A 26,698-nucleotide genomic window follows, 5' to 3' on the forward strand; every position below is an offset into this window, starting at 1 on the left:
GATTGACAGTCGGGCATTATATCTCTTCTTGAATCAGGTTTCGAAGTTTCTGCCGCGTTGAATAGCGATCTAATCGGCGGTTATCACGGGTTAGATGGACGAAGCCGAGGAAATCAATTCTGGCTATGGAAGTCGATCTCCTCGACTTCGTTGAGCAGTGTCGGCAGCTAGTCAAACGAGCGTTGGGGAAGCACGCGGGCGAGCCCGCCAGCGGCGGGTTCGCCCGCTGGAAGCACGTCGTTCTCCACTGTTTCCGGGTCGAAGACGGCCACAGCTACCGTGAAACACCGAATCGGCTACAGTATATGACCGAGATTTGTGATGCACTTGGTCTAGATCCGGACGATCTACCTGACTTTACCGCGGTCTACAAGTCATTCGACCGGCTGGTAATGTGGGTGTGGCGGGCGCTGCTGCGCGTTTCAGCGCAGCAGCACCCGCAGTCTGGCCACGCCGCACTCGATAGCACGTTCTTCGACCGCCGCTCACCCTCATCGTACTACCGCCAGCGGTCGGGAAGCACCGTTCACTGAAAGTGACGACACTAACCGATAGAGAGTCTCTTGCTGTCCTTGACGTACACATATCTGCCCGGTGGAAACACGATACGAAGACCGGGCCGCAGGTCGTCCGCCGGAACGCGGACGACCTGCTGTCCGTGGCTGCCGACAAAGCCTTCCACAACTGGATCACGAAATACGAGCTCTACGCACTTGGCATCGAACCACTCATCTTACAGCGTGGATCGAGACCGTTGACGCTAGGACACAACGCACTCATCCGGACAAAAGGCTACTCTCAGCGCTGGCTGGCCGAAACATCGTATTCGACAACGAAGCGCTCGCTCGGCGACGCCGTGCGAGCGCTCGGCTGGTATCGACAGTTCCGTGAGATTGTCCTGATGTTCGCCATCTCGAACATAGAACCGCTCTGTGAACCACTCTAACCGTGACTCAGCATCTATTCAACACGGCAGAAGTTTCAGGAACGGAGAGTATGAACGGCGTATACGGCGCCACCGATAATATTGTTTATTACTCGGAGAATAAGCTGCATTACGACTCCGAACGTCAACGCGACACCGTCCCCGACTCCCACCGAAGTGAACAGATATAGATACGCGCTCTCACGCACCCCAAAGCCTTGGATTGATATCGGCAAAAAGAGGAAGAGTTCCACTAGTGGAATAAATACAAAAAAGTACACGAGTGGTATCTCAATCCCAAGCCCCAAGGCGACGACGTAGTTGCTGGCGATCAGTAAGACTCGGAACACGACCGAAAGTGAAAGTGCAATGACCACTGCTCGTTTAGCTTGACGATACTCGTACACTGCAGTGTACAATCTTTCAGCCCGGTTCCCGATGTCGAGCACTTGTATGTCAAAAATCGTTGTTTCCAGGACTGGACGTAACAGGTCAGTAAATAGCAATAGTGGTGTCGTAATTATCCCGACCGCACAGCCGATGAGTACCATATCTGCGATCCGAGTCGGAACTAGTTCGTAGCCAAATGCGACCGCAACCAAAACGATACACAAGATCGAGTAGAGGCCAGCAATCCGCTCAATCACGACAGAAGAAACTGATGCGGATCCGTCGTTTGTATCCGCATAGAGGTAGTACATCCGTGCAGTGTCTCCACCGATAATTGATGGGAGGAACGCATTGAAGAACTGGCCGATGTAGTAATAAACCCAAGCGGTTAGGAGCGTTAATTTTATACCTTTTACAGCAAGTAAAACTCGCCACTTCCAAGCGCTGAGGCCGACACCAAGAACACTTAGTCCAACAGCGATAATTAGTGTGACTGGCTCAAGCGTTTGGAGTTGTTCAATGAGTGTGTCGAATCCGACTCTACTGATCACATACCAGAGTAGTATTACACTGATAGAAACGCGAAGCAAAGCCGAGAGGATGCTACGGATGTCTGTGTTTCTTCTTGACATACTAATACAGGGTGTCAGATATAGGTCACTTGTTTTCCGCGCCACCGCCGATAACTACTTCCACACGGTAGGGGTCTCTCTCAATGTAGTGTAACTTTGTAATCATCTCCGCCAGAAATCCGAACATAATCAAAATAAGGCCAAACAGAACGAGTGCAACCGTTAGTACAAGTCGGGGAAGATTTGGCAGTAGCGGGACACCCAATACGTACTTCGAGAACACTGCATGAATCCCGATTAGCATCCCTATCCCAAACGAAACCAATCCGACCCCACCGAGGAAGTGAACCGGTCGGGTTGAGTACCGGTTCCAGAATACCTGAAACAAGAGGTCAACAAAGCCCCTTATGAGTCGTTTCGTGCCGTATTTTGAACTGCCCTCCGTCCGGGGGCGATGGTTAACTGGGATCTCTGTAATTCTGTAGCCCCGGTTGTACAATTTTGCCGGAATATACCGGTGACCCTCTCCATACAACTCTATTTCGTTAAGAGCATCTGACCGATATGCCTTCAGAGTACAACCGAAATCGTGGATATCTGGCCCGGTCCAGCGTGCCATCCGTGTCTGTATCGCGGATGGTATCGTCTTTGTCAGCGGGTCGTTCCGGTCTCGCCGCCAGCCACTGACGCAATCATAGCTATCGGATTCGCTGTCCCCACTTATCAACATATTGAGAAGCTCCGGAATGTCTTGTGGGTCGTTCTGTCGATCAGCATCAAGAGTTACGATAAATTCGCCAGTTGCTTGTTTGATACCCGCGTTCAAGGCTGCACTTTGTCCAAAGTTGCGGGACAGTAATAATCCGAGAACGTTCTCATTGTGTTCTGCCAAGTCACGGATAACGCTCCTAGTACCATCGGTACTACCATCATCAACGATAACGATGTTATATGGCGAAAATGCCGGTTCGTCCTGGAATACTGACTGGATTTCCTCGATTAGTGGCTCGACATTATCCACTTCATTGTACGCTGGCAGTACAACGGAGGTTCGAACCTTGTCATAGTCTTCACCTGTGGATTCACTTGCGTTACCCCGTACGTCCTCTGTCGTCGCCATTATGTGATGCCGTGACTGTGATTCTTCAAGCAGGTTTATTAACAGTTGTCATTCACAATACTGCCCACGATATAAATTATATAGAGTCGTTGTATCGGTAGTTGTTAGTAATGGTCTTCTGGGCTGGAGAATACTCAGTAATCTCAGCACGAAGAACAAGTTATGATAACTATGTGCAGAGGGTACTCTCGTAAAATCGCACAGACTATTACAGTCAGTGGGTAATCAAGAAGAAATGCCCTCTAATCTGTGGAACAGAATCAGTAAGTCGGTCCGACGTGAGCCGGTTGTCCCGATCATTGCGCTCGCTGCGTTCCTGTTGATGGTCTTCGGTACCTGGCGACTACGGCCGCATCTGACGTTTCCGGACGAAACTGGCGCTATCGAACTCGCTCTCAGGATGGGATACGAGCAGAACCCCTTCATCGATAACTTCCGGAAGGGTGGGAACCTTCATCTCTACCTTCTGGCTCTCTCTTTTGTCCCGGTGACGCTGTACTGGCTCGTGACCGGACAGTTCGGCGACATCATGTCGGGCGCAGCTAGCGTCGGCAGCTCGCCGAGTTGGGGTGTGTCGCCTGATCTTCTCACAGCCTTCTACGACGTGCTGTTCGCCGGTCGGCTAGTATCTGTCCTGTTCGGTGTTGGGACTGTTGTCGTCCTCTATTACCTCGGTAGAGAACTACTGGACCGCCGTGCCGGAATCCTCGCGTCCGTTTTTCTCACGACTTCTGTCGGGTATGTCCTCACCGCCCACTACGCAACTGAGGACGTCCCGATGACGTTCTTTCTCATGCTCGGGTTCCTGCTAACGGTTCGTGCGTTTCATTCGAGAGAGACCAGAACGCTGTTGGCTGCCGCACTGGTCGCTGGCCTGGCAGCGTCAACGAAAGCAACGGCCGGGCTCCTCGTTCTTCCGATCGCTATCGTCATCATCGAACGCCACTGGGACGGGTCGAGGACCGTTGGTGAGTTCGTCAAAGCGGTTTGGAGGTACCCGACGCTAACTATACTCAGCTACATCACTACAACGCCATCGATATTCGTCCATCCGGGTTCATGGGCCGACGAGATATCTCGATATATCTACCGAAGTACGAGCGATTCTGTTGCGTACAATTGGTCGGACCCGGGGTGGCTCATCCAGCTCGCACACCTCGCCGAAGGGCAGGGAATCGTGCTATTCCTGTTTTCTATACTGTCCGTACTGCTTGTCATCGCCTTCCTCTTGCGAGGTACCCTCGACAGTGCGGTTTGGCTGTTGCTCGTCTATGCCATCCCGTACTTCATCGTCATCACGCAAGGGAATATGACACAGTTCCCTCGGGTAATGCCGCTCTTCCCGATTCTCGCGGTCCTCGCTGGTATCGCTGGCTCGGAGTTGAGTCAGTTCTCCCATCCGGTCCGTCTAGCCGGGATCGGACTTCTAACGCTTGTCATTGTCTTTTCTGGCGTACACACGACCGTTGGTGTCGCAGATATTAACGAATCACGTCAGGAGGCCACGGCGTGGACACACGCCAACCTAGATAGCTCCGACACTGTTGACGTGTACTCGCAGCAAGTGTATCTCCCAGAATTTCCAGACGAGACAACTGTGAACCGATATGAAATCCACTCCACCTTCCCCCGAGAAAACTGGCAGCCAGGGCTTGAACGTCTGGACTGTAACGCGCCCGAGTACGTCGTGCTCTCCAGTTACCACTACTTCCGCTTTTTCAAGGATCCGTCCGTGTTCCCGGGTGTGACTGAACGCATGTCGGCGCTGTTTGCCGAGGAAGACTACGAAATCGTCCGGACGTTCGGTCCGCCGGTGAACACCGAACTCAGCGCGGAGCGAAAGTTCAGAGACAGCGCCGGACTTTCGTCGTTCCCCGAGGACGGAAACCCGACTATCCTCGTGATGAAGCGGATAGACGATGAACCGACCTGCTAATGACAACTATATGTCTAAGTCACTCCCCGGGACCCGTTCTCTCCGCCCACGGACACTACAGAGTAGCCAGCGAATCACCCGTGACACTGGGCGAAAGTGGCATCTATGACTGACGAATCGCTCCAGAGTGTCTGTGTCGTCACGCATCCGCTTGCTGCGGCCGGCGAGAACGCGACCCGGAGCCTACTGGATATACTCTCTGCGATTACATCAGTCGCGCTCGTGACGGCTGACCTGCCGGCTGATTCCGAGATTCGCGACCGGCACGAACTTGTCGAGCTCACGCGAAAAGGCGCGGGCGACTCCGTCGTCACCGCCGCCGTCCGGTTCCTGCTGAACCAACTCCGGATGTGTCGCGTTATTGCTGACCGTGACGAAGACGTGGTCCTGTTTTTCGGCGCAACGTCGTACCTGCTTCCTATTATCGCGGCTCGGTTGCTCGGTAAAACGGTTCTCGTCGAACCCCGCGGCGACGTGCCGCTGACGCTCCGGCTGAACTGGGAACAGCAGTTGCCGGACCCGGTGGCTGCCGGGCTCGCCGGTGCCGTCCGTGCACTCGAACGAGCCGGCTTCGCCGCGGCTCACGGGGTCATCACCTACACGCCCGAGATGGCCCGCCAACTGGACCTGCATCCGGAATCCCCGACCGTGTATCCGACGGGGGCGCGCTACGTCCGGACGGACGAATTTCGCGTCCAGCAGTCCTACGCCGACCGCGACCGTGTCGTTGGGTTCCTCGGACGGCTCGACGAAGAGAAGGGCATCCGGGAACTCGCTTCTGTCGCCGCGGAACTACCTGATGACGTGACGTTCCGGTTCATCGGCGACGGTGACCTCTGTGAGTGGCTGGAAACCGAACTCGCGTCTGAAATCGAACGTGGCGCAGTCGAACTCACCGGCTGGGTGGATCACGACGACGTACCCGATCAACTCAACGATCTCTCGCTGCTCGTGTTGCCGTCACAGCCGACGGAGGGACTACCGACGACAATTCTGGAGGCGCTGGCCTGCGGAACGCCGGTACTGGCCTCGCCGGTTTCGGGCGTTCCAGACGTTGTCCGCGAGGGCGAAACCGGCTTCCTGCTCGATTCACGGGAGCCGGCGGCGCTTCGACAGACAATACTCGATATTCTGGACCGAGACGACCTCGACAGCATCAGCGAGAACGGACGCGATCGAATCGAGACCGAGTACAGCTTTGAGGCGGCCTGCGAGCGGTACAGGTCGATACTTGTGGCGTGCAATCGGTAGGCGCTACACCATCTGTAACACGCGCTCTCTGATTTCGCGGTCCGTTGCCATGCCGAGACCGTACGCGACGACGCCGAGTGCGACTAAGCCACCAAGCTTCAAAAGCGTCGATGGCGGTAAGATGGTTGACGCCGCGTACACCACTGCGCCCATCATTAACGCTGTGACCGTCTGCCTTCCGAGCGCCCGCCAGTTTGCTGTCACAGTGATGAACCGCCGGAGATACGCGATCTGAATGACGAGCGCGATGCTGACTGTCGTTATTGTTGCCGCCGCTGCACCGAACGATCCGAGTTCCGGGACCAGTAACAGATTGAGTACAACGTTTGCAACGAGGGTCAGCGCTGCCGTCCGGAATACGAGATTCGGGTGGCCGATCCCCGTGAGCGTCCGCTGGATCAGGATTCTCGGGGCCTGCAACAACTTCTCCGCCATCAGGAGGATGAGGATTAACCCACCCGTGTCGAAGCCATAGACGAGTTGCATGAATGGATCGGCGAGTATCGCTACACCGACTACGGCGGGGATGACAAGCAGGAGACCATATGTGAAGCCTTCGCTTAGGGCCGTTTCAATGCGACTGTACTCATTGCGTGACGCCCACTCGCTGATAGATGGAAACACTGCCTGGCTTAGGGCTTGGCTAGCCATTACTGCGACTACACTGACCTTCCAAGAAGCCTCGTATACGGCAACAGCGGTCTTTGACGCGAAGTATGCCAACACGAGCGTGTCTGCCCAGTTGTATGCTAGCGAACTCACACTATTGAATGATGTATACTTCGAGAAACTCCAGAGGTCTCTGACAGTTTCCCAAGTTGGGATAGATAGCGTACTTGATAAGGCGAAGTAAAATATGGCAAATTTCACGACAACTCCAATCAAGACACCATATAACAGAGCAAATATCTTCAACCCGGCTATGATTAGCGCGATACTTGTTACTATACGAATTACTTCACCAAAGAGTTCGATAAGAGAGCTAAGCGCCACTCGCCCTTCACCACGAAGGGCCGCTCCGGTAAGCCATCTCCCGGTACTGGAAATAATAAATACAATCAGTAAGGGTACGGCCGCCACACCAATATATTCGTCTACATAGCCTTCAAGTACGAACAATCCGAGAGACATAATTACAATTGGAGCGAGTGTTATGAGGTATCCTGCAGTCAAGTACGACCCACGCTGTTGAGTTGTCGTTTCGCTGATTCGCTTCTCTATCCCTGTATCGACTCCAAGCCGCGCTCCGGTCATCAGCACGCTCGTGACCGCATCAAAGGTGAAAAAGATTCCAAGAACCGTTCCTCCGAGAGTTTGAGCAAAATATGCGGTTCCAACAAAACCAATTAGACTCAGTACGATATTACTGGCGTATATAACAACACTTGACCGGTCGATATCCATCGATATCTGTGGATTTCTCCCATATGTTTATTATTCTGTCCTTATTAAAACAACGAGGGTTCTTAGCGATGCTAGCTGTTGTCACTCAACTCTACTCTCCAATTGTACCGTATTTAATTATCTGGGCCTGGACAGGGTGCCATTTCAAAACATTCATTTGACCACCAAATCAACACAGTACAGATGAGCTTCTCTGATTGGTTTTTTGATACAGTGGACCGCCTACAATCAGATCCTTCTCCAAAGAATCTCGAGATAGCACTCAGAAAGTTATGGGCTGGCTTGCTCGGGAGATTCGCTCCAAAGCAACAGGAAGGGCAGGTGGTTTGGGACGAAGACTGGGATATATTGGTCATCTTGGACGGATGCAGGGCTGATGCCATGGAAGAAATCATACAGGGTACTTCTTATCAATCTCTTTTTGCTGATAGCAAACTCGAGACGCGCTGGTCAGTCGGCGGTACCAGCTCTGAATGGATCAAAAAAACGTTTAATGAAAGACATTCAGCAGAGATCCAAGAAACCGCATATATCACAGGCAATCCATATACGGGCCAGATACAATACGATGAGTTTTCAGAGTTCACTCATTTTGGGATCGCCAATACGGAGTATGATATTCGGACGGTTTCGCCTCGGAAACTGACTGATCACGCGATTAACACTTGGAGAAAACGCGACGAGAAGGGCGTTGATAGAATGATTGTTCATTATATGCAACCGCATGCACCCTTCCGGTCGAGACCAGAGTGGTTTCGTGAATTCAAGGGCACAAAGAAGTTCGGTAGCAAAGTCTGGTGGCGCCTCTGTGATGGCACCGTTTCGCACGACGACTTCTGGACTGCATATATTGACAACCTAGAGTGGATACTGGAAGAAGTTAGTATCCTCTCAACGTCTATTGATGGCTCCATCGCTCTAACCGCTGACCACGGCAATGCAAAAGGTGAGTGGGGGGTATATGGCCACCCCAAAGGAGTTCCGGTCAGTGCTGTAAGAGAGGTCCCGTGGATTACACTAGACGGGATAGATACTGAGGAATATACCCCTGAGTATAATGTCTCTGATAGCGGCGGAGATGATCAAAAGCCTGCCCGTGAATCGCAACTTGAAGCCTTAGGTTATAAGTGATAATCATATCTGAATACACTCCATGGCTATCTGGCTAGTAGAGAGACGACAAGAATAACTGTTAATTCCCCCATCTCCCACCATCAGTATGCCGCGAGTTCTCATCGGACCGACCAAAACAGACATTCATAACAACGAATACGGGAAGAGTTACAATCTCCTGAATAACCTGTACGACGATAATTTTACTGTCGATATATACACGAGATCAGTTTCTGATACTCTTAGACCGGAAAACGTTACTGTGTATCCGCTTGGGGGCTCTAACAGGATCTCGTTCTATAGTTATTTGTATTATAGACTTTTAAGAGAACTTCGGGAGGGATCTGTTGATATATATCACCACATGAATCTCAGCTACAGGTGGTTCAATCCAATCCTCGTTTCAGAGCTTCATGACAATGTTCCTGTCGTCGTTGGACCGTGCCAAACAGGGCATGCCATCATGGCTGAGGAATTCAATCGGATGCTTTCTTCTTGGGTGGGGAGAAACCTTCCGAGGCCATTTACTGATCCACTTCACACAATTGTTGATGCGACTCGCGATGTAATCCTTGATCCACCTCGGATGGATTTGTTCAAGCGAACGCTTGACGCCGCAGACCGAATTGTGGTTGTCGATCAAGAAGCCTACGAGATGTATGCTGACCTCGTTGACGAATCGAAGCTCCGGACGATCCCGCTGGGCGTTGATCCGGACGTTTTCGAATACAGTGAACCGGACGACTCACATGAACTCGTGGCCATCGGTAGCCTTCGGGAACGGAAAGGCTATGATATCTTGATCGAAGCACTTGATCAAATCCAGCAGGAATATCCCGAAGTCCAGCTCCACGTCTTTGGTGACGGGCCGCAAGAAGACGAATTGGTCGCTCAGGTCAAGCATCTCGATCTAGACGAAAACGTCACGTTCCACGGGTATGTTGACCAGTCTATTGTCCGAGAACACTTATCCCGAGCACGTGCCTTCGTCCACCCTTCTCGGTCAGAGGGCTTTTCCATGGTCCGTCTGGAAGCCATGTCGACCGGCTGTCCAGTGGTCGTTACCAATGTTTCTGGAGCAAACGAAATGGTCCGCGACGGGGAGGAGGGCTTTGTCGTTCCGACAGAGGAACCGGAACCAATCGCAGACGCCGTCACCACCTTGCTCTCCGATTACGAACTCACGAAACAGATATCCAGACAGGCACGAGACCGTGTTGAGGAGAAGTACGACTGGCGGAAAATCGCGGAGGAGTACCTCGACCTGTACCGTTCGCTGTCTGGCTAAGGTCGTACCGCCGTCTATCGCGTGCATCGAAAGGTCTTAAGCCGTCGACTGAGACGTTCAGGGTAGATATGGTCCTCGTAGTGCTGGGTATCGATGCACTCGACCCGGAACTAGTAGACTCGACGGCACATCCGAATTTGACGCTCGCTGACCACCACGCTATCGAGACGATCAGGAGCGTCGAGGGCGGCCCCAGCACGCACGAACTCTGGCCGACGATCATTACCGGGCTCAGGCCCCCGGAACACGGCATCACGCTTGACGACGGCGTTGCCTGGGAGAACCCCGTCCTCCGGTTCGGGAGTGCTGCCGCGGACTACCTTCTCCCGTCGGGGCTGCAGACGCGTCTCGGCGCGTGGCTACTGAACAACACCGAACAGGACGCGTTCCGGATCCCGGCGACCTACTACGAGGAGAACGACCTGTCGACAGTGTTCGACGGCCGGGAGGCGGCTCCAATCGGCATCCCCAACTACGTCATCGACCCGGGCACGGAGGACCGCGAACACAGCCTCCGGCGGAACCTCGGCGACCTCTTCGAGCGCGACCTCGAAGCGAAAGGCGGCCACTCGTCGACAGACCCGGCACTGTTCTACGAGCAGTGCCTCGAAATGTCGATGGTTCGCCTCGCTCGCGCACGACGGGCGCTCAGAGGTGGGCGACACGAACTGGTGTTTGCATACACGAGCGGGCTCGACCTCATCGGCCACGTTGCGTACGAACAACCGTCTCTACAGGACCGCGCCTATGAAGAACTCGACGAGTTCGTCGGCGAGGTTCGAGACGACCTCGGTGACAACGACGAGCTACTACTCGTCAGCGACCACGGTCTGCAGGACGGCGTCCACACCGATGAGGCGATGGTTGCGGGGACCGACGCAGCCATGGTCGACGCAATCGAGAGTGTCGTCGACGTCCGGGCGGCTATCGAAGCCGAACTCGACGAAACAGACCACACGTCGACACCGCAGGTGACGGCGTCGGACGACGGCGACCGGTCGGGGGCGGAAGTCAAAGAGCACCTCGAAGATCTCGGGTATATGTAGCCATGTCGGGCGATCCAAACATCTTGCTGGTCATCCTCGACAGCGTCCGTGCACAGAACCTCAGCGCCTACGGCCACGTCAACGAGACGACGCCGTTTCTGGACTCGTTCGCCACAGAGCGGGCGACGCTGTACGAGCAGGCCCGAGCGCCTGGTGCGCGGAGCGTAACGAGCCACGCGAGCATTTTCTCCGGGTTGCACGTCGAAGAACACGGTATCGTCTCGGCGGGGCATCGGCTCGACCCGTCGGCGTCAGTCTTCGCACAGCTGCGAGAAGACGGGTACAGCACCGGCGTGTTCACCGAAAATGACTGGCTGACGGCCGTCGATGTCGGACTCCGGGACGGATTCGACGATATCGTCGGGGCGCGGAACGTCCCGTTCCCGGGCGCAGTCAACCCCCACGAGTTTGTCTCGAACGAGGGACGGGGACAGTACGCGGAGTTCGTCAGACTCGCGCTGACAGACGACGCACCGCTCCGGTCGCTGGCAAACGGTGTGGCGACGAAACTCCAGTCCGATTACAAGCGGTTCCTCCCGGATAGCGTCAGAGCGTCGACGCCGGCGGACGTCTACGTGGACTCGCTGCTGGACTGGAGCGACCGACAGGACGGGCCGTGGGCGGCGTGTCTCAACCTGATGGACGCCCACATTCCGTACGAACCGATGCCGGAATACGACCACTGGGGCGGCTCGGAGGCGTCGTCCCTGCAGGCCGCCTTCGAGGACCAGAAGTGGGACTTCAACGGCGGGCACCGCCCGTGGTGGCAAAAGAAGGCGGTCGAGTCGCTGTACGACGGGGGGATTCGCCAGATGGACGCGGAACTCGAACGGCTCGTCTCGTCGCTCGAACGGCGTGGTGAGCTTGATGACACGCTTCTCGTCATCACGAGCGATCACGGCGAGGGCTTCGGCGAACGGAGCGACGTTCGGCCGGGCATCCGGGTCGCCGAACACGGCGTCGCGATTCACGACAGCGTACTCCACGTCCCGCTCATCGTGCGCTATCCGGGCCAGACCGAGTCTCATCGGGTCGACCGTCCCGCGTCGCTGGTCGAATTTCCGCGGGTCGTGAACCGGCTTCGGGCCGACGATCAGCAGACTGCCGGCTTCTGTCCCGACGGACCGGTCCTCGCTACTGCGGTCGGCCTCGACGAGCCGCTGCAGGAACGCGCCGGTGCGTACGTCGAGGACCTGTCGCCGTGGACCGCCACGTCGCGAGCGGTGTTTGAAGATGACAGTGAGGGGGTTGTCAAGTACTGTACTAACCGCGACCGCGCCGCCACAGTCGTCAGCCGCGACGCCCAGACGTCGTACAAAGTGTCCGACGGCGGTGCGGAACACGTCGACAGCGCATTCGACTCGATAGAGGAACTCGACGTCAAGACGGCAGGCGAGGACTTCGACGACCTCGACGACGGGACGTACCAGCGGCTGGAAGACCTCGGCTACGTCTGATGGGCCGTTTCGACGCTCTCGTACTCCCAGATCAGATCGAAGTAGCGCTTCATCCCGGCGACGAACGACCCGTTGTCCGTAATCGCGGCTTGGCGCATGTGGTTGGGAACGTCCGGCTCCTCGACCAGCAGAATCGCCTCGCCGCTGTCGTAGTCCATGCTCGGGTCGACGAGCGTGCCGCGCCAGGGGAGCTTCTCCGTGCTGAACCGCAGGTCGACAGCGGGGAACTCCACCGTCAGCCGCTCGACGATGTCAGCCTGGATAGCTGCCTTCTCCGGTGGGAGTTCGTCGGGATGCAGGAAGAGAACGCTGACTTCGACCCCACGGTCGAGTGTCTCGGCCAGTGCGCGCTCGACGTTGTCGAGGTAGGCGAAGCTATTGGTGATAACCCGAAGCGTCTCGGCGGCGTCGTCGTATAGCCGTCTGGTCTCGCGTTCGCTCGGTTCGCCCACGTCGACGACGTGGAACAGTTCGGCCGTTGGCGAGATGTCCTCGCTGGCGCGGTCGAACCGCGGTTCGTACTCGGCGAGGAACGCGTCGCGGCAGGAATCGATATCGGCGGCGAACGATTCGTATGACTGTCTGTGGTTCTCGACGGCCCGGTCGAGGATTTCGCCGGGCGATTTCGGCTGGTATTCCTTGGGGCGACCGGGAATCACCTTGATGAAGCCGCGGTCGGACAGCGCTTCCAGCACGCCGTAGACGCGGGCCTTCGGGATGCCGCTCGCTTCAGCGAGATTCGGGGCCGTCGTTCGGCCGAGCGAGAGCAACTGTTCCAGCGCCGTCGCCTCGTATTCGGTCAGCCCGACCAGGTCGAACACGTCCGCAGGGTCGCTCATACACGCTCATGTGTGGCAGGGGATGTAAAACGCGTCGCCCGGTGCCCAAATCTATTAGTGGGTGGGGGCGAGTAGTTACTCGCAGAGTGAGTAACATGACTGCGACATCCCAGACCGAAGAAGACGATCACCTGGCAGACATCGAAGACGGCTGTGGCTGCGCGGAGGTCTGGGAGCACATGAGCGAGCAGCGCGACGACTGACACGGCTGTTATCAGTTGCTTCCGACTGTCGCCGCTTGCTCGCCGATGATCGCGGGAACTTAAAACAGAATCCGAACGCGGCCAGACCCGCATTTATTTGCCTTCGCGTGGATGACGTTGAATCAATGGCCGACCGAGACGACGTCTGTATACTGTTGCCGACATTCAACGAGGCCGAGACTATCGAGTCGGTCGTGTCCGGGTTCCGCGAGCAGGGCTTCGACAACGTCCTCGTCATCGACGGCGGGTCGACCGACGGGACACAGGACCTCGCTGAATTGGCCGGCGCGCGGGTGGTCGAACAGTCCGGCTCCGGAAAGGGACAGGCCGTCAGAGAGGCGGTGACGCGCCACATCGAACAGCCGTACGTGCTGATGGCCGATGGCGACGCGACCTATCGGCCCGACGAGGCGGACAGGCTACTCGAACCGCTGTTGTCGGGTCAGGCCGCACACGTCATCGGAAACCGGTTTGCGGATATGCAACCCGGCGCGATGACGAAACTGAACCAGATCGGCAACCGCATCATCAACAGGGCCTTCGAGACGATTCATGGCCGGGACCTCACCGATATCCTCTCGGGGTATCGAGCGTTCACGCGACAGTCGTTCCAGCGGAGTTCGCTGACGGCGTCGGGCTTCGGTATCGAGACGGAGATGGCCGTCGAGTGTGTCAAACACAACATCTCGACGGCGGTGGTGCCAATCACCTATCAGCCCCGACCAGACGAGTCCGACACGAACCTCCGGCCGTTTCGGGATGGCGCAACGATTATACTGACGCTGTACCAGATGGCGAAGACGAACAATCCGCTGTTTTACTTCGGGAGCGTCGGGCTCGGGAGCACTGTGGTCGGGTTCCTGCTCGGCGCGTACGTGGCCTACGACTGGGTTGTCAACAGTATCTCACACGAGGTGATCGCCGTTGTCGGCTCGTTCGCCATTCTGCTGGGGATTCAGCTCCTCATGTTCGGCGTCTTATCGGATATGCTCGTGGCAGTGAACCGCGAGCAGACGCGCCGGTTAGAGGACATCGCCGTCCAACTCACACACGAGAGCCGCAATCGGCCGGCGGGCGTGTTCGACGACCAGCAGGTCGGCGGCGCAGAGCACAGCAAGAAGGGCGACGCGGAAGGCACCGAAGACAGCGATATAGAGACAGAGCCGGCGGTATCGCCGCACCAACCCGACGAGTAATTTAGAACGGGACCAGCGCGCGGAGCTGGGAGAGAATACTGTTTCTGGTTGCTTCCCGTTTCCGTTCGAATATCGGATGGAGGTCGTTGAGTAGCTCCTGCTCGTTGTCGAACTCCGTGGCAGTCGTCTCCTCGAGCGCCTCGGCGACGGTCATCGAGTGGCCCGACGCGTCGAACGGGACCGCGATGTGGCCGGCGGCGTCCCGGACCTCCCTCGCCGTCGCGGGATACTCGATGTCCACGTCCGACAGGCGGGCGTCGAGTGCCGCGATACCGAACTCGATGACGTCTGGCTCGTCGCTGTTATCGGCTGGTGGCCGTACTCCCATTGGTAAAGCGATGGGGCCGGGGGATAGAAAAGTCTGCGTTGTCGGATCAGCTCTGGCAACCGGCCAGCCACTCCTCGGCCCAGTCCTCGATTTCGTCGAACACTGGACAGAGGGATTCGCCCTTGGGCGTGAGCTGGTAGTACGTCGCGACGGGTGCGTCCTCTTCGAGCCGTCGGTCGACGAAGTCCATCTCCTGCAGGTCGTCGAGGACCCGCGAGAGGGTGCGGGAGCTGGCATCGGTGGCGCGTTTGAGTTCGTTGAACCGCTGTTCGCCGTTCTGGAGTTCGTGGAGGACGACCAGCCGCCAGCGCGATCCGATCTGTTCCAGCGACTCGATGACGGCACACGGCCCGCTCTCTTCCTCCTCGTCCGCGGCGGTGAATACTTCAGATGACATCGGTGCTACCTGGTATCTCCCTTGTCCGGGAACGTACAAATAGGTTCGCATACGAACCAAGTAACGTAATGAAACTACCAATCGCGGTTCGACAGTCTCGTAGCGAAACCACCCCTGCGCCGGAGGTGAGCGCCTGATGGCGTTCGAGTCCGCCGGGGCGGGCGAACTGTTCCTGCTTGGTCGCCTCCTGTTCGGTGGCGTCCTCGCCTTCACAGGCCTGAATCACTTCCAGAACGCCGGGCAGATGACCCCCTACGCCGAGGCGAAGGGGCTCCCAGCACCCGCGGCCTCGGTTTACGGAAGCGGCGGATTGCTCCTCGTCAGCGGTGTCCTCGTCGTCCTCGGGGCGTACCCCGTTATCGCGGCCGGGGCGCTGGCGACGTTCCTCGTCGCCTCCGCCGTCATGATGCACAACTTCTGGGCGGTTCCGGACGACCAGGTACAGGACGAGATGACGCAGTTCCTCAAGAACGTTGCTCTCGCCGGCGGCGCGCTGTCGCTGCTTGCGGTGGCCGGCACGTCCTGGCCCTACAGCGTTGGCATGTCCCTGTTCTGAGGCGACGTATCTGTCTGGGACGGCTGCCTGAGTCCGGTCCGCTCCCCGTTCGTCACTGTTGGTGAGTGACATCTGCCGCCATCCATAAGCCGTCCCGTACCCGAATAGCGGACAGATGATGCAGTCGCTGCCGACGCCGGCCATCCCCGCGTGGCTCCCGTGGCAGGAAGCGGTCGTTCTCACCGTGGTGCTCGCTGTCCTCGTTGCCGTCCGCCGCTTCTCGGATGCGCGACCTGGCGACAGCATACGGACACGGTTCCTCCTTGGGGTCCCGTGGGGGACGCTGCTGACGATGGCCGGCGTCGCGGCGGTGTACCTGTTCCTGCAGGGCGCGTGGTGGCACCCGCGGAACCCGCTCGTTACTCCGTTCCGGACGTGGTCGTACTTCTACCCGTTCGGGATGCTCACCGGGGCGTTCACCCACGGCAGCCAGGGGCATATTACGGGGAACCTCATGGGCACGCTGGTGTACGGGACGGTCGCGGAGTACGTCTGGGGACACTACCCTCGCAAGCGGGGCGTCCAGACCTTCACGTCGCTGCGGACGAACCCACTCGCCCGGATTCTGGCTGTTCCCGTCGCCATGTTCGTCGTCGGCGTGTTCTCCGCGGTGTTCGCCATCGGGCCGATTGTGGGCTTTTCCGGCGTGGTGTTTGCCATCGCCGGGTTCGCGCTCGTGACGCGGCCGACGCTGTTTCTCGGCGCGTTTCTCGGAAACCGCGTGCTCGACCTCCTGTATTCGGCGCTTCGCTACCCCGTGTCGACGGCCTCGGGTCAGACCCGGTTCGTGACGCCGTGGTGGTCCAACATCGCCATCCAGGGCCACGCCATCGGCATTCTGGCTGGCGTCGTCGTGGCCCTCGCGCTCCTGTGGAACCGGAACGAACGCCCTGACACGCTGCGGGTGTTCTTTGCGACGCTCGTGTTCGCCGTCGCGCAGGGACTGTGGGCGGTGTACATACCGCTCGGTGGCGGCCGGTTTCGGCTGTTCCGCTGGGCCGGGACGGCGCTGGTGTTCGTTCTGGCGCTCGTCGTCGCAGCGGCGACCGTCGGTTCTGACCGGAGTTTTCGCCCGTCGTTTGACCGCCGGCCGGCGTCACTCGCAGTGATGGTCCTGCTCGTCGTCCTCGGCGCACTGAGTCTCGCTGCCGTCCCCACGAACGTCGTCGACCTGCAGGAGGACCAGCTCCCCGAAGACGGCATCGAGATCAGAGACTACGTGGTGACCTACGACGAGAACGTGCCCAACGCGTACTTCGAGAGCATCTGGGTCCCAACGCAGCGAGAGGGGGCGAGCGTCAACGCGAGCGGCGTCATCGTCGCCAGCGCGGAGCGGGAGGTCTGGATCGCCGCCGTCCAGCCGGGCCGGCTCGCGGTCAACGGCGAGGAGCGGGTCACAGTCGGCGGGGCGACCTGGCGCGAATCGGTCTACGCGAACCGGACGGACTGGTCAGTGCTCGGCAACGACAGTGTCTATCGGGTCCAACTCAGGCGCGAGGGCGGCCAGCCCCGGACGGCCTACACCTCAGAGCCGTCGACGGCGGACGTGATACTGGACGGACGGAACGTGACAGTGGCTGCCCGGCAGAACGGGTTCGACGTGAGCGTAACGCGGGGGAACGAAACGGTCGGGCAGGCACCGCTCCCGGCGAACATGACGCGGACGCGGATCGGCGGGCTGACCTTCGAGCGGAACCGGTCGCGGCTGTACGCACGGACCGACGGCACTCGCGTCAAAATCGCGGAGCGCCGCCAGCAAGCGGCGCGGAACTAGGTCCAGTCGATGCGGTACACTTCCGCGGTGATCGCCTGCCGGTCCGATTCGTGGAACTCGAACTGTCGCGGCAGATCGAACTCCGTCTCGAAGGCGTGGGTCACCTCGCCGCCGTTGTCGGCGGCGAAGGACTCGACGAACGACTGGCTCCCCTCGTTGTGAATCGAGTAGGAGACGCCCGTGATGGACGCGGCGGTTTCGAGGAACCGACGGTCGGCGTGTTCGTTGTCCGACTGCGCGCCGAAGGGCGGGTTCATCACGACGGTGGTTTCCTCGGTGGGCGGACACAGCGGGGCTGTGGTGGCATCCGCTCGAACCCACGACACTGGCGTCGTCGACCCGACCTTCCGCTCGTTTTCGCGCGCCGTCGACAGTGGTGCGGGGTCGATATCTAGCCCGACCACCCGCGCCGGCGACCGCAGCGCTGCACCCAGCGCCAGCATCCCGGTGCCACAGCCGAGGTCGACGACCGTCTGTCCCTGGATATCGTCCTGGAGGTCCGCAGTATGGACCAGATGCGCCGCCAGGTCCGGCGGTGTCCGGTACTGTTCGAGACTGGCCCGTGGGTTGTCGAACCCGGCGACAACGGCGAGTTGCTGGGCGAGCGCACTCTTTGTCGGCATTACTGGAGATACGCCCGATTCATTCAAAAACGTTTGGAAATGCCCAGTAGTTATTCGGACGGGAGTGCGACGACGAATTCGCTGCCGCCGAGGTCGCTTTCTTCCACCCAGATGTCGCCGCCGTAGCTGTCGACCATCACCGACACGAAGTAGAGTCCGAACCCAGTCCCCGTCGACTCGGTTCCACGCTCCCCCTTCTCGAAGATCGCCTCGCGCTCTTCGGGCGGTATCCCGGGGCCGTCGTCCGCGATGCGAAGGTGGACCATCGAGTCGACGCGTTCCGTCGTCACCTCGATTGTAGTGCCTGGACCGCCGTGCTCGACGGCGTTCGTCAAGATGTTCCCGACAACATCGTCGAGGAGGTCGTCAGCCACGACCTCGATGCCGTCAGGGATGTCTGTTTTGAGCGTGCAGTCCTCGTCCATCGAGGCCGCTTTTCTCGTGGCCCCTTCGACGACCGGCCCCAGTGCGATTGTCTCTGCTTCGGTCAGGCCGTCGTCAGACATCGTGCTCAGCACGCTCCGGACCTTCTGTGTGAGGTCGACGATATCCCGACTCCAGTCCAGAATCGTTTCGGCGTAAGTCGCCTGTGTCCCGCCGAGTGCGTCTGCAAGCGTTTCCGCACGCGCTTCGATGACGGTCATCCCGTTGAGGATGTCGTGTCTGAGGATGCTGTTGAAAAACTCCATCTGCTCTTCGTGGCGCTTGAGATCCGTGATGTCTGTCCCCTCGACGATTATTTTCTGCACGGTCCCGTCGACCGTTACCGGCCGAGCCACGACGGAGGTCGAGATCCGCTGGCCGTCTGCGCCGATATGCTCAGCCTCGAACCTGACCATCTCACCGTCCATCGCCCGCTCGACAGCGTCCTGACAACGGTACGCCACTTCCTCATTGTGGTTCCACCAGGGCGTGTCCCAGAACGGTTCCCCGAATACGGCTTCGTCATCAGCATCGACGAACCCGAGCGCTGTTTCGTTCGCCCTGAGGAGGTTTCCGTCAGCGTCGAGGATACCGATGAACGTCTCCGGTGAGTTGAACGTCGCTTCCAACAGTTGCTGGCTCTGCTCGCGTGTGTCGACAGCTAGCTCGCGTTCGATCTCCGCTTCGACCCACTGCGTGAGATGCTCGAACAGCGTCTGTTGCCAGTCCGAGAACTCAGAAATCGCCTCGTTGTCGTTGACGAAACACAGCGTTCCGTACTCCGCCCCGTCCGCTCGAAGTGTCGTGCCGACATACGCCTCCAGTCCGAACCGCTCGTAGGCGGGGTCAGTCGACATTGACTCGCTCGCGCTGGTGACGATGTGTATCCCGGATTCGTCGAGGGTGTGTCTGCAGTACGTCTCGGAAAGTTGTGTCTCGGCCCCCGGCGTAATCGTCGAAGACAGGCCGCTACTGGCGACGATTGTGTGTTCGTCGCCGGAGACGACCGCGATATGCCCGTTCGGAAACCCCAGGTGTTCTCGACCGACGTCCAAGACTGGCTCGACACGCTCCCGAAACGAGGTCCCGCTGGCCGCCATCGCTGCAGTGAGGTCCTGCATAGCTGCCAGATAGCGATCTCGCTCCTCCGAGTCGCTACCCTCGGGACAGTCCAGCGGATCATCCATAGCAGGTGACTCGGTCTCCCGGGAGTTGAAGATTCGGACCCGTTTCTCAGGAGCTGAAATGCACCCGAGCGATGACGGTGTGACAAGCAGCCACCCCTACAGAGTCGCGTGCGGGAGTTCAACGTAAAACGCTGCACCGCCGCTGTCGCTGTCCTCGACCCAGACATCGCCGCCGTAGCTCCGGACCATCGTGTCCACGAAGTAGAGGCCGAAGCCAGTGCCGCCGGACTCAGACCCTTTCTCGCCACGCTCGAAGATGCGGCGGGCATCACTGCTCGGAATCCCGTCTCCGTCGTCTGCTAAACGGACAGTCACGACCCCCTCCTCGACCGTCGTCGTCACGTCGATAGTTACGTCGTCGCCGCCGTGTTCGACCGCGTTGAGAAAGAGGTTCCCGAACACGTCATCGAGCAACTCGTCGGCGACGACAGTGACCGCCTGTGGCTCGATTGTGACGGTACAGTCGTCGCTGACTGACCGGGCGCGGTCCGCTGCATCGTCGAGGACGGCCTGTAGCTCCCGGTGTCCGTGGTCCCGTCCGCCCTCTTCGGTGACCGTCTCCAGCACTGACCGGACCTTCTCGGTGAGTTCGATGAGGTCGTCGCTCCACTGGACGATGGTCGACGCGTACTCGCGTTCCTCGCTGTCGAGCGTGTCTTCGAGGAGTTCCCCGCGCGCCCGAATGACGTTCATCCCGTTGAGGATGTCGTGTTGCAGGATGCTGTTGAAGAAATCCATCTGGTCGGTCTGGCGCTGAATGGCACGCTGCTGGCGGCTCCTGACGACTGCGTACCGGAGCGCCCTCACGAGTCGGTCACCGTCCAGGTCTTCCTTCGGCAGGTAGTCCTGTGCGCCCCGGTTGATCGCTTCGATAGCCACCTCCCGGTCCTGCATCCCCGTGAGGACGATGATCGGCACTGCGTCCACCATCTCGGTCGCCCGGTCGAGCGTCGCAAGCCCCGTGGACTCTGGGAGTCCGAGGTCCAGCAACACCACGTCGTACGCCGCCCCGGAATGATCGGCGACCGGGGCCAGCGACTCGACGTGGGAAACCGTCACGTCGTCGACGAAATGCGCCACAGCCGGCGAGTTGAGGTGATGTTCGACGAGGCGGGCGTCGCCCGGGTTGTCCTCGATGAGGAGCACATCGAGATGTACCGTCTCGGTCATCGTTATTTCGGCGGCCGCTTGACCACCGTGAGGAAGAACTCCTCGACGCTACTCACGATGTCGACGAACCCGTCGAAGTCGACTGGCTTCGTCAGGTAGGCGTTCGCGTGGAGGTCGTACGATTCGATGATATCCTCTTCCGCTTCGGAACTGGTCAGCACGACGACCGGAATCCGCCGGAGCGACTCGTCGCCTTTCATCTCTTCGAGGACTTCCTGCCCTCCTTTGCGGGGCATATTGAGATCGAGCAACAGCAGGTCCGGCCGCGGTGCGTCGCCGTACTCACCTTCCTGCCGGAGGAACGCAAGCGCCTCGACGCCGTCGTTGACGACGTGAAGGTTGTTCAGCACCTTCCCCTTCTCCAGGGCTTTCTCGGTCAGTTTGACATCGCCGGGGTTGTCCTCCGCCAGCAGAATCTCCACCGGCCGCCCCTCGCTGGAGTCAGTCATCGCCACTCACCCCCGTCACCGCGGGCAGCGTAAATTTGAATGTCGCGCCGTCGTCGGACGGTTCGACCCAGATGCGGCCGTCGTGGCGCAGGACGATTCGCTGGCAGACGGCCAGCCCGATGCCGGTGCCCTCCGTGTCGTGGGCACCGGCGCGGTGGAAGATGTCGAACACCTCCTCGCGGTCCGCCGCCGGAATCCCCGGCCCGTTGTCCGAGACGGTGAACGTCACCATGCCGTCGTCTTCTTCGGCGCTGACCTCGATATGGGGTTCGATGCCGGCCTCCGTCGCGTACTCGATGGCGTTTTCCAGCAGATTCTGGAACACTTGGCCGACCTGGTTCGAGTCGGCGTCGACGCGTGGCAGTGACTCTGCCGTGATGGTAGCGTCCACCTCCTCTATTCGCATCTGCAAGGCGTCCAGCGTGCGGTCGAGAACCGCTTCCGGGTCCGTCTCCTCGAAGTCGCCCGCCTTCGTCTCGACGCGGGAGTACCGGAGCAGGGCGTCGACCATCTCCTGCATCCGGTGGGCACCGTCGACGGCGAAGGCCATGTACTCGGCGGCCTCCTCGTCGAGGTCGTCGCCGTACTCGCTGTTCAGCAGGTCGACGTAGCTCGACACCATCCGGAGCGGTTCCTGCAGGTCGTGGGACGCGATGTAGGCGAACTGCTGGAGCGCCTCGTTCGAGCGCTCCAGTTCGGCCTGTTTCGATTTGAGCCGCGTCTCGCGTTCGAGTCGCTCCAGCGCGGCAGCCGCCGTACTCGTGAGAATCTCCAGCAGGAACCGCTCGTCGTTGTCGAACGACGACACGGTGTCGGACCCGATACACAGCATTCCCCAGTCGTCGAGCGGGAGGCACAGGAGCGTCCGCATCGGCATCGCCGGTGCTGAAGGGTTCGACAGCTCCTGATAGTCCTCTATCACGGTGGGTTCGCCGGCGTGGAAAATACGGTGTTCGTCGCTGCCTGGACCCATCGGCGGAAGGTCTGCCGGCGTTTCCACGCCGGCGAACTCGGTCGCCATCGCCGTCGCACCGATGGGATAGAGCGTGTCGTCGCCGCTGTCGTAGGACCAGATTGCGGTAAGTGGTTGGTCGATAATACGCTGTGCGATCTGGACGACTGTGTCTGCGGCCGCAGTCTCCGTGCGGCTGTACAGCAGTTCGTTGGTCGCGTCGCTGAGCGCCTCGATGCGCTCCTCGCGGCGCTTGAGGTCAGTGATGTCTCGGGCGACACTGACGACCTGTTTGACCTGCCCGGCATCGTCGAACACCGGTCGATACCACGTCTCGAAGACGAGGTCGTCGATATCCTGGGTCACCCGGACCTCCTCGCCGTCCAGCGCCTGTTCGACGGCGGCGATGATGTTTGGGTACTCGCCGTAGGCCTCGAACACCGACGTCCCTTCGAAGTCGCCGGGTTCCACTCCGAGTCCTTCCAGGCCCTTCCCGGCCGAGTAGGTGAACACGCCGTCCGGGTCGAGCGTGAACACGACGACAGGGAGATTCTCCATCAGCGTCTGGAGCTGTTCGCTTTGTTCTGTGTGCTTTCGCTCCTGCTCACGGATGGTGGTCACATCGTGGATGAACGCTACAACGCGAGTCTCGTCGCCGAGAGTGGCTCGCTCGAGCGTTACCTCGACCAGCTGGTCCGCGCCGTCGGGACCCTCGGTCGCCCACTCGACCTGCGCCGACCCCGACGTGGCTGCCTCGGCTATCAGGTCGTTTGCGTCCGCCGTGGAGAACCCCGAGGGGCTGAACTCGCCGACATGCATCCCGACGATGTCCGCCGGCGCACACCCAAGCAACGCGCCCGCGGCCTCATTAGCCCGGACCACGGTCCCGGTGTCGACATCGTGGACCATAATCGGGTCCGGACTCGCGTCAAAAACATCCTGATAAATAACAGCATCCTCTGTAGAAGCCATAGCTCCTTTCGGCGCTCGAACTACAAGACAGTATGTCTCTTGTTCTCAGAGGTGAGAACAGCGGTTACCAGGTACCTTTGAAGGTGTCGAACTCCAGCGAGTCGAGTGGCTTCTCGCCGATGGCGATTTCGTATTCGCCGGGCGTGAGCATCGGCTTCTTGAACTGCGGGCCGTCGTCGGTGGTGATACGGGGACAACCGGTGTTGACGTAGGCGTCCATCCCGAAGTTCGTCAGCCGGTCCGGCGTCACCTCGTCCATCGTGATGAGGTAGGCGTTCTCGTTGTTGTCGACGATCTCCTGGGCCTTGTCCCAACGGCCCTGGCCGATTTTGGTACAGAAGATGACGCCCCAGGACTCGGCGTCCATCGCGCGGTGGACCGCGCCGTAGCGCTGCTTCATGAACTTCTCAGTGTCGGCGACGGTGACGACGTTGTTGACGGGATCGGCGATAACGACGTGTTTCTCGGGGTGTTCCATCGCCAGCCCGAGCGGGTGGAACTTCCCGCCGCCGACGTACAGCATCTGGTCGGCGTCGACGTCGGCGCTGGCGTAGTTACAGCCGAGCACCTGTCCCTCGTGGGTGAGCCGCTCGTCGCCCCGGCGCGTGTGGACGGTGTAGCCACGCTCTTCCAGCCACTCGCGCATCTCGTCGAACTTGTTCATGTGCTGGGCCGTCGTCACCAGCCCCACGTCAGGGTCCTCCTCTGGGTCCGCGAGCTGTTCCTCGCGGGCCTGCTCCATGATGGGGAAGACGTCGACGTTGGAGAACAGCGGCACGTAGATGATCTTGTCCGATTCCTTCATCGGCGAGTGGCCGAAGTGGACGAACACGTCCGTCCGGCGCATCATGTACGTGTCGAGGTCGCAGGCCCCGTAACACGGCTGTCCCGAGAGCAGTACCGTCACATCGTCGGGGAGGTTCTCGCGGAGGTCGTCGGCGACGGCCGGGCCGCGGCGTTTCAGCCCCTCGGGGAACTGCAGTCCCACCTTCTCGGCGTCTCGCTCCTCGACGGCTTCGACGATTCGGTCAAGCTCGTAATCCCACTCGCGGTCGTGTTTGAGCGACAGTCCGGTGTTCCGGAGGTCGCCGTCAGTCCGCTCTTGACTCATTGCAACCCTGTATCGGTTCGAGCGCCATAACCCCCGTGTTTCGGCGAGCGACAGTTACTCCATAATCTCGGCGAGCTGTCGCTCGACCCGCTCGACGTTCTCCTCTAAGTCACGAGCCATCTGGTGTTGCGTCCCGTTGGCGTCAGCCAGTTCGTCGATGGACTCGGAGACCTCGGCGGCACGCTGGGCGATCTCGTCGATCATGCTGGCGATTTCTTCGGCGCTTGCGGCCTGGTCGTCCGTCGCCTCCGCGACCTCGCTGATACCCTGTTCCGTCTCCGAGGTCGCGTCGAGGATGGCCTGCTGGTTGTCTAGCACCGTCTCCAGATCGGTGAGGGCTTGCTGAACCGCATCGGTCGTTTCTTCGACGTTTTCGGCGGTGTTGTCGGCCATCTCGCGGACCTCGCCGACGATGCGCTCGACCTCGTCGGCGTGCTGTTTGGACTCGTCGGCCAGTTCCTTGATCTCGTCGGCGACGACCGCGAACCCGTCGCTGTCGCTGTTGCTCCGCGCGGCCTCGATGTTGGCGTTCAGCGCCAGCATGTTCGTCTGGTCCGCGATGTCGTTGATGACCTCGACGAACTCGTCGATCTCCTCGATGTGACCCCGAAGCTCCGTCGAGTCCGACGCGACCTGTTCGGCGGACTCAGTCGCGTCCTCGACGCGTTCAATGGTTTCCTCGGCAGTCTCGACGGACTCCTCGGCGAGCTCCCTGGCCTCGCCGCTCTGACTGCTCACTTCCTCGGCGCTGGAGGCGATTTCCTCGACGGTCGCGCTGAACCCGGAGACCTCGGACTGGACCTCGTCGAGGTTGTCGGACTGCTCGCCGGCCATGTCTTTGATCTCGTCGGACTGCTCGGTAACGGCCGCGGCGGAGTCGCTGATTTCGCCGACCGCCGACTCGACGTCCGTCGCCATCTGCGACTGGAGGTTCTGGAGCGCTTCGCGCTGTTCGACGATATCGCTGAAATCGATCAGTAGCTCTAGCGCACCGATAGCGTCCCCGCCGGGACCCATGAGCGGGATTGCCACTGCCCGCGCGTGTGCCATCGTCCCGTCTGGCCGTTCGGCCGAGCGGAACTCGTTTTCGCGGACTGGCTCCCCGGTTCTGATGACCTCCTGGGCGAGCGTCTCGTCTTGGCCTTCCGTGCCAAACACGTCGTAGGCGTTCATCCCGACCGCCTTGCTCGCCGGGAGCCCGAGCATACCTTCGACCGTGTCGTTCCAGTGTGTGATATCGCCGTCCGCGTCGACCACGAACGCCGCTTCTGGTAGATCTTCGACAAGCGACTCGAACGCGTGGAGCCAGAATTCTCCGCTGTTGTCCACAGATTCCGGCAGCAGTTCCCTCGCTGTAGCTTGTTTAGCCATTACCGTAAACAGCAATGACCTGGGTAAATGATTTCTGGCCGATTACAACCGCTGATAACGGAGTGGCGTCATATTGACACCGAGGAGAGACGGGAATTCACGACTGGAACAGCAGTCCCACGGGGTAACAGACGCAGCCTGTCGTACCAGCACTGGGCAGCTATCCCGCCTGAAACAACCCGGTTTCGGCAGGCCTATACCGCCCGAGTCCATACCAATCGGTGATGAGTATCGAGACCGATACCGCCGCTGATATCGACGGTGACCACGTCGAGGCGCTCGCTACAGAGTTCGGCGAGGCAATCGCCGAGTTGCCGGTGTACCAGCGATTCAAGGAGACGAAAGACGCCGTCGAAAACCACGACGAGGCGCAGGCGGCCATCAAGGAGTTCGAGCAGATCCGCGAGGAGTTCATGCTCGCCCGCCAGACCGGGAACGCCTCGCAGGAGGACCTCCGGAAGGTCCAGCAAAAGCAGGAGGAACTCCACGACATCCCGGTGATGAGCGACTATCTGGAGGCCCAGAACGAACTCGAACTGCGCCTGCAGGAACTCAACGAGATCGTCTCCGAGGAACTGGCCGTCGACTTCGGCCAGAAAGCCGGCGGTTGCTGCGAGGACTGAACAGCGGTACTTCTCGCGGTCG

23 protein-coding genes and 1 pseudogene are annotated in these 26,698 nt (G+C 59.4%); 11 read left to right on the top strand and 13 right to left on the bottom strand.

What is annotated here, in order from left to right:
• Positions 1-125 precede the first annotated feature (125 nt).
• Positions 126-946, top strand: a pseudogene (locus tag VI234_RS10360) (IS5 family transposase).
• Between the two features lie 35 nt (positions 947-981).
• On the opposite strand, the gene VI234_RS10365 reads toward VI234_RS10360, so the two are convergent.
• Both VI234_RS10365 and VI234_RS10370 read right to left on the bottom strand, forming a co-directional pair.
• Positions 982-1,947: a lysylphosphatidylglycerol synthase transmembrane domain-containing protein gene (locus VI234_RS10365; protein ID WP_336329933.1), complete on the bottom strand. Its 966-nt coding sequence runs from the start codon at positions 1,945-1,947 to the stop codon at positions 982-984.
• A 25-nt stretch (positions 1,948-1,972) separates the two neighbouring features.
• Entirely contained in the window at positions 1,973-3,007 is a 1,035-nt protein-coding gene (locus VI234_RS10370) for a glycosyltransferase family 2 protein (RefSeq protein ID WP_336329934.1), read from the bottom strand.
• Positions 3,008-3,242: 235 nt separating this feature from the next.
• On the opposite strand from VI234_RS10370, the gene VI234_RS10375 reads away from it, so the two are divergent.
• A complete protein-coding gene (locus tag VI234_RS10375; protein WP_336329935.1) occupies positions 3,243-4,943 on the top strand; it encodes a glycosyltransferase family 39 protein in 1,701 nt (566 codons plus the stop codon).
• 105 nt (positions 4,944-5,048) lie between these two features.
• Positions 5,049-6,194, top strand: a complete 1,146-nt coding sequence (locus VI234_RS10380) for a glycosyltransferase family 4 protein (protein WP_336329936.1) — start codon at positions 5,049-5,051, stop codon at positions 6,192-6,194.
• Positions 6,195-6,197: 3 nt separating this feature from the next.
• Here VI234_RS10380 and VI234_RS10385 read toward each other — a convergent pair whose 3' ends face one another.
• The gene (locus tag VI234_RS10385) at positions 6,198-7,598 is read right to left on the bottom strand and encodes a flippase (RefSeq protein ID WP_336329937.1); all 1,401 of its coding nucleotides are present in this window, start codon (positions 7,596-7,598) and stop codon (positions 6,198-6,200) included.
• 183 nt (positions 7,599-7,781) lie between these two features.
• Here VI234_RS10385 and VI234_RS10390 point away from each other — a divergent pair, with 183 nt between their 5' ends.
• The 4 genes from VI234_RS10390 to VI234_RS10405 all read left to right on the top strand — a co-directional run bounded on the left by VI234_RS10390 (position 7,782) and on the right by VI234_RS10405 (position 12,502).
• Positions 7,782-8,729: a hypothetical protein gene (locus tag VI234_RS10390; protein ID WP_336329938.1), complete on the top strand. Its 948-nt coding sequence runs from the start codon at positions 7,782-7,784 to the stop codon at positions 8,727-8,729.
• Between the two features lie 88 nt (positions 8,730-8,817).
• Positions 8,818-9,999 carry a glycosyltransferase family 4 protein gene (locus tag VI234_RS10395; protein WP_044951784.1) on the top strand — a complete coding sequence of 394 codons (1,182 nt, stop codon included), beginning with the start codon at positions 8,818-8,820 and terminating at the stop codon, positions 9,997-9,999.
• A 68-nt stretch (positions 10,000-10,067) separates the two neighbouring features.
• Positions 10,068-11,045: an alkaline phosphatase family protein gene (locus VI234_RS10400; RefSeq protein ID WP_336329939.1), complete on the top strand. Its 978-nt coding sequence runs from the start codon at positions 10,068-10,070 to the stop codon at positions 11,043-11,045.
• A 2-nt stretch (positions 11,046-11,047) separates the two neighbouring features.
• Entirely contained in the window at positions 11,048-12,502 is a 1,455-nt protein-coding gene (locus VI234_RS10405; RefSeq protein ID WP_336329940.1) for a sulfatase, read from the top strand.
• Here VI234_RS10405 and VI234_RS10410 read toward each other — a convergent pair.
• On the bottom strand, positions 12,493-13,341 hold the full coding sequence (locus tag VI234_RS10410; RefSeq protein WP_336329941.1) for a TrmB family transcriptional regulator: 849 nt from the start codon (positions 13,339-13,341) through the stop codon (positions 12,493-12,495). The genes VI234_RS10405 and VI234_RS10410 overlap by 10 nt on opposite strands.
• Before the next feature lie 328 nt (positions 13,342-13,669).
• Between VI234_RS10410 and aglJ the strand changes: the two genes are divergently transcribed.
• Positions 13,670-14,740: an S-layer glycoprotein N-glycosyltransferase AglJ gene (gene aglJ, locus VI234_RS10415; RefSeq protein WP_336329942.1), complete on the top strand. Its 1,071-nt coding sequence runs from the start codon at positions 13,670-13,672 to the stop codon at positions 14,738-14,740.
• 1 nt (position 14,741) lies between these two features.
• On the opposite strand, the gene VI234_RS10420 is transcribed toward aglJ, so the two are convergent.
• Positions 14,742-15,068 (bottom strand): hypothetical protein, encoded by a 327-nt coding sequence (locus VI234_RS10420; protein ID WP_008309691.1) that lies wholly within the window; start codon positions 15,066-15,068, stop codon positions 14,742-14,744.
• Positions 15,069-15,114: 46 nt separating this feature from the next.
• Entirely contained in the window at positions 15,115-15,465 is a 351-nt protein-coding gene (locus tag VI234_RS10425; RefSeq protein WP_008309689.1) for a winged helix-turn-helix transcriptional regulator, read from the bottom strand.
• A 136-nt stretch (positions 15,466-15,601) separates the two neighbouring features.
• Between VI234_RS10425 and VI234_RS10430 the strand changes: the two genes are divergently transcribed.
• Both VI234_RS10430 and VI234_RS10435 read left to right on the top strand, forming a co-directional pair.
• Complete coding sequence (locus VI234_RS10430) at positions 15,602-16,021, top strand: DoxX family membrane protein (RefSeq protein ID WP_008309686.1); 420 nt, start codon at positions 15,602-15,604, stop codon at positions 16,019-16,021.
• A 115-nt stretch (positions 16,022-16,136) separates the two neighbouring features.
• Positions 16,137-17,795, top strand: a complete 1,659-nt coding sequence (locus VI234_RS10435; RefSeq protein ID WP_336329943.1) for a rhomboid family intramembrane serine protease — start codon at positions 16,137-16,139, stop codon at positions 17,793-17,795.
• On the opposite strand, the gene VI234_RS10440 is transcribed toward VI234_RS10435, so the two are convergent.
• From VI234_RS10440 to VI234_RS10470, 7 genes are all read right to left on the bottom strand, one after another.
• On the bottom strand, positions 17,792-18,418 hold the full coding sequence (locus VI234_RS10440) for an METTL5 family protein (protein ID WP_008309681.1): 627 nt from the start codon (positions 18,416-18,418) through the stop codon (positions 17,792-17,794). The genes VI234_RS10435 and VI234_RS10440 overlap by 4 nt on opposite strands.
• Positions 18,419-18,468: 50 nt before the next feature.
• Positions 18,469-20,028, bottom strand: a complete 1,560-nt coding sequence (locus tag VI234_RS10445) for a PAS domain-containing sensor histidine kinase (RefSeq protein WP_336329944.1) — start codon at positions 20,026-20,028, stop codon at positions 18,469-18,471.
• Between the two features lie 96 nt (positions 20,029-20,124).
• Positions 20,125-21,198, bottom strand: a complete 1,074-nt coding sequence (locus VI234_RS10450; protein WP_336329945.1) for a hybrid sensor histidine kinase/response regulator — start codon at positions 21,196-21,198, stop codon at positions 20,125-20,127.
• A gap of 2 nt (positions 21,199-21,200) precedes the next feature.
• The gene (locus tag VI234_RS10455; protein ID WP_336329946.1) at positions 21,201-21,647 is read right to left on the bottom strand and encodes a response regulator; all 447 of its coding nucleotides are present in this window, start codon (positions 21,645-21,647) and stop codon (positions 21,201-21,203) included.
• On the bottom strand, positions 21,640-23,571 hold the full coding sequence (locus VI234_RS10460) for a PAS domain-containing sensor histidine kinase (protein WP_336329947.1): 1,932 nt from the start codon (positions 23,569-23,571) through the stop codon (positions 21,640-21,642). Before VI234_RS10460 ends, VI234_RS10455 begins: the two co-directional genes overlap by 8 nt.
• A 64-nt stretch (positions 23,572-23,635) precedes the next feature.
• Positions 23,636-24,682 (bottom strand): diphthamide biosynthesis enzyme Dph2, encoded by a 1,047-nt coding sequence (dph2, locus tag VI234_RS10465; protein ID WP_008309677.1) that lies wholly within the window; start codon positions 24,680-24,682, stop codon positions 23,636-23,638.
• 54 nt (positions 24,683-24,736) lie between these two features.
• On the bottom strand, positions 24,737-26,011 hold the full coding sequence (locus VI234_RS10470; protein ID WP_008309676.1) for a methyl-accepting chemotaxis protein: 1,275 nt from the start codon (positions 26,009-26,011) through the stop codon (positions 24,737-24,739).
• Between the two features lie 266 nt (positions 26,012-26,277).
• Between VI234_RS10470 and VI234_RS10475 the strand changes: the two genes are divergently transcribed.
• On the top strand, positions 26,278-26,676 hold the full coding sequence (locus VI234_RS10475; protein WP_008309674.1) for a YlbF family regulator: 399 nt from the start codon (positions 26,278-26,280) through the stop codon (positions 26,674-26,676).
• Positions 26,677-26,698 lie beyond the last annotated feature (22 nt).

This window comes from Haloarcula sp. CGMCC 1.2071 (assembly GCF_037078445.1).
Classification (GTDB): Archaea; Halobacteriota; Halobacteria; order Halobacteriales; family Haloarculaceae; genus Haloarcula; species Haloarcula amylolytica.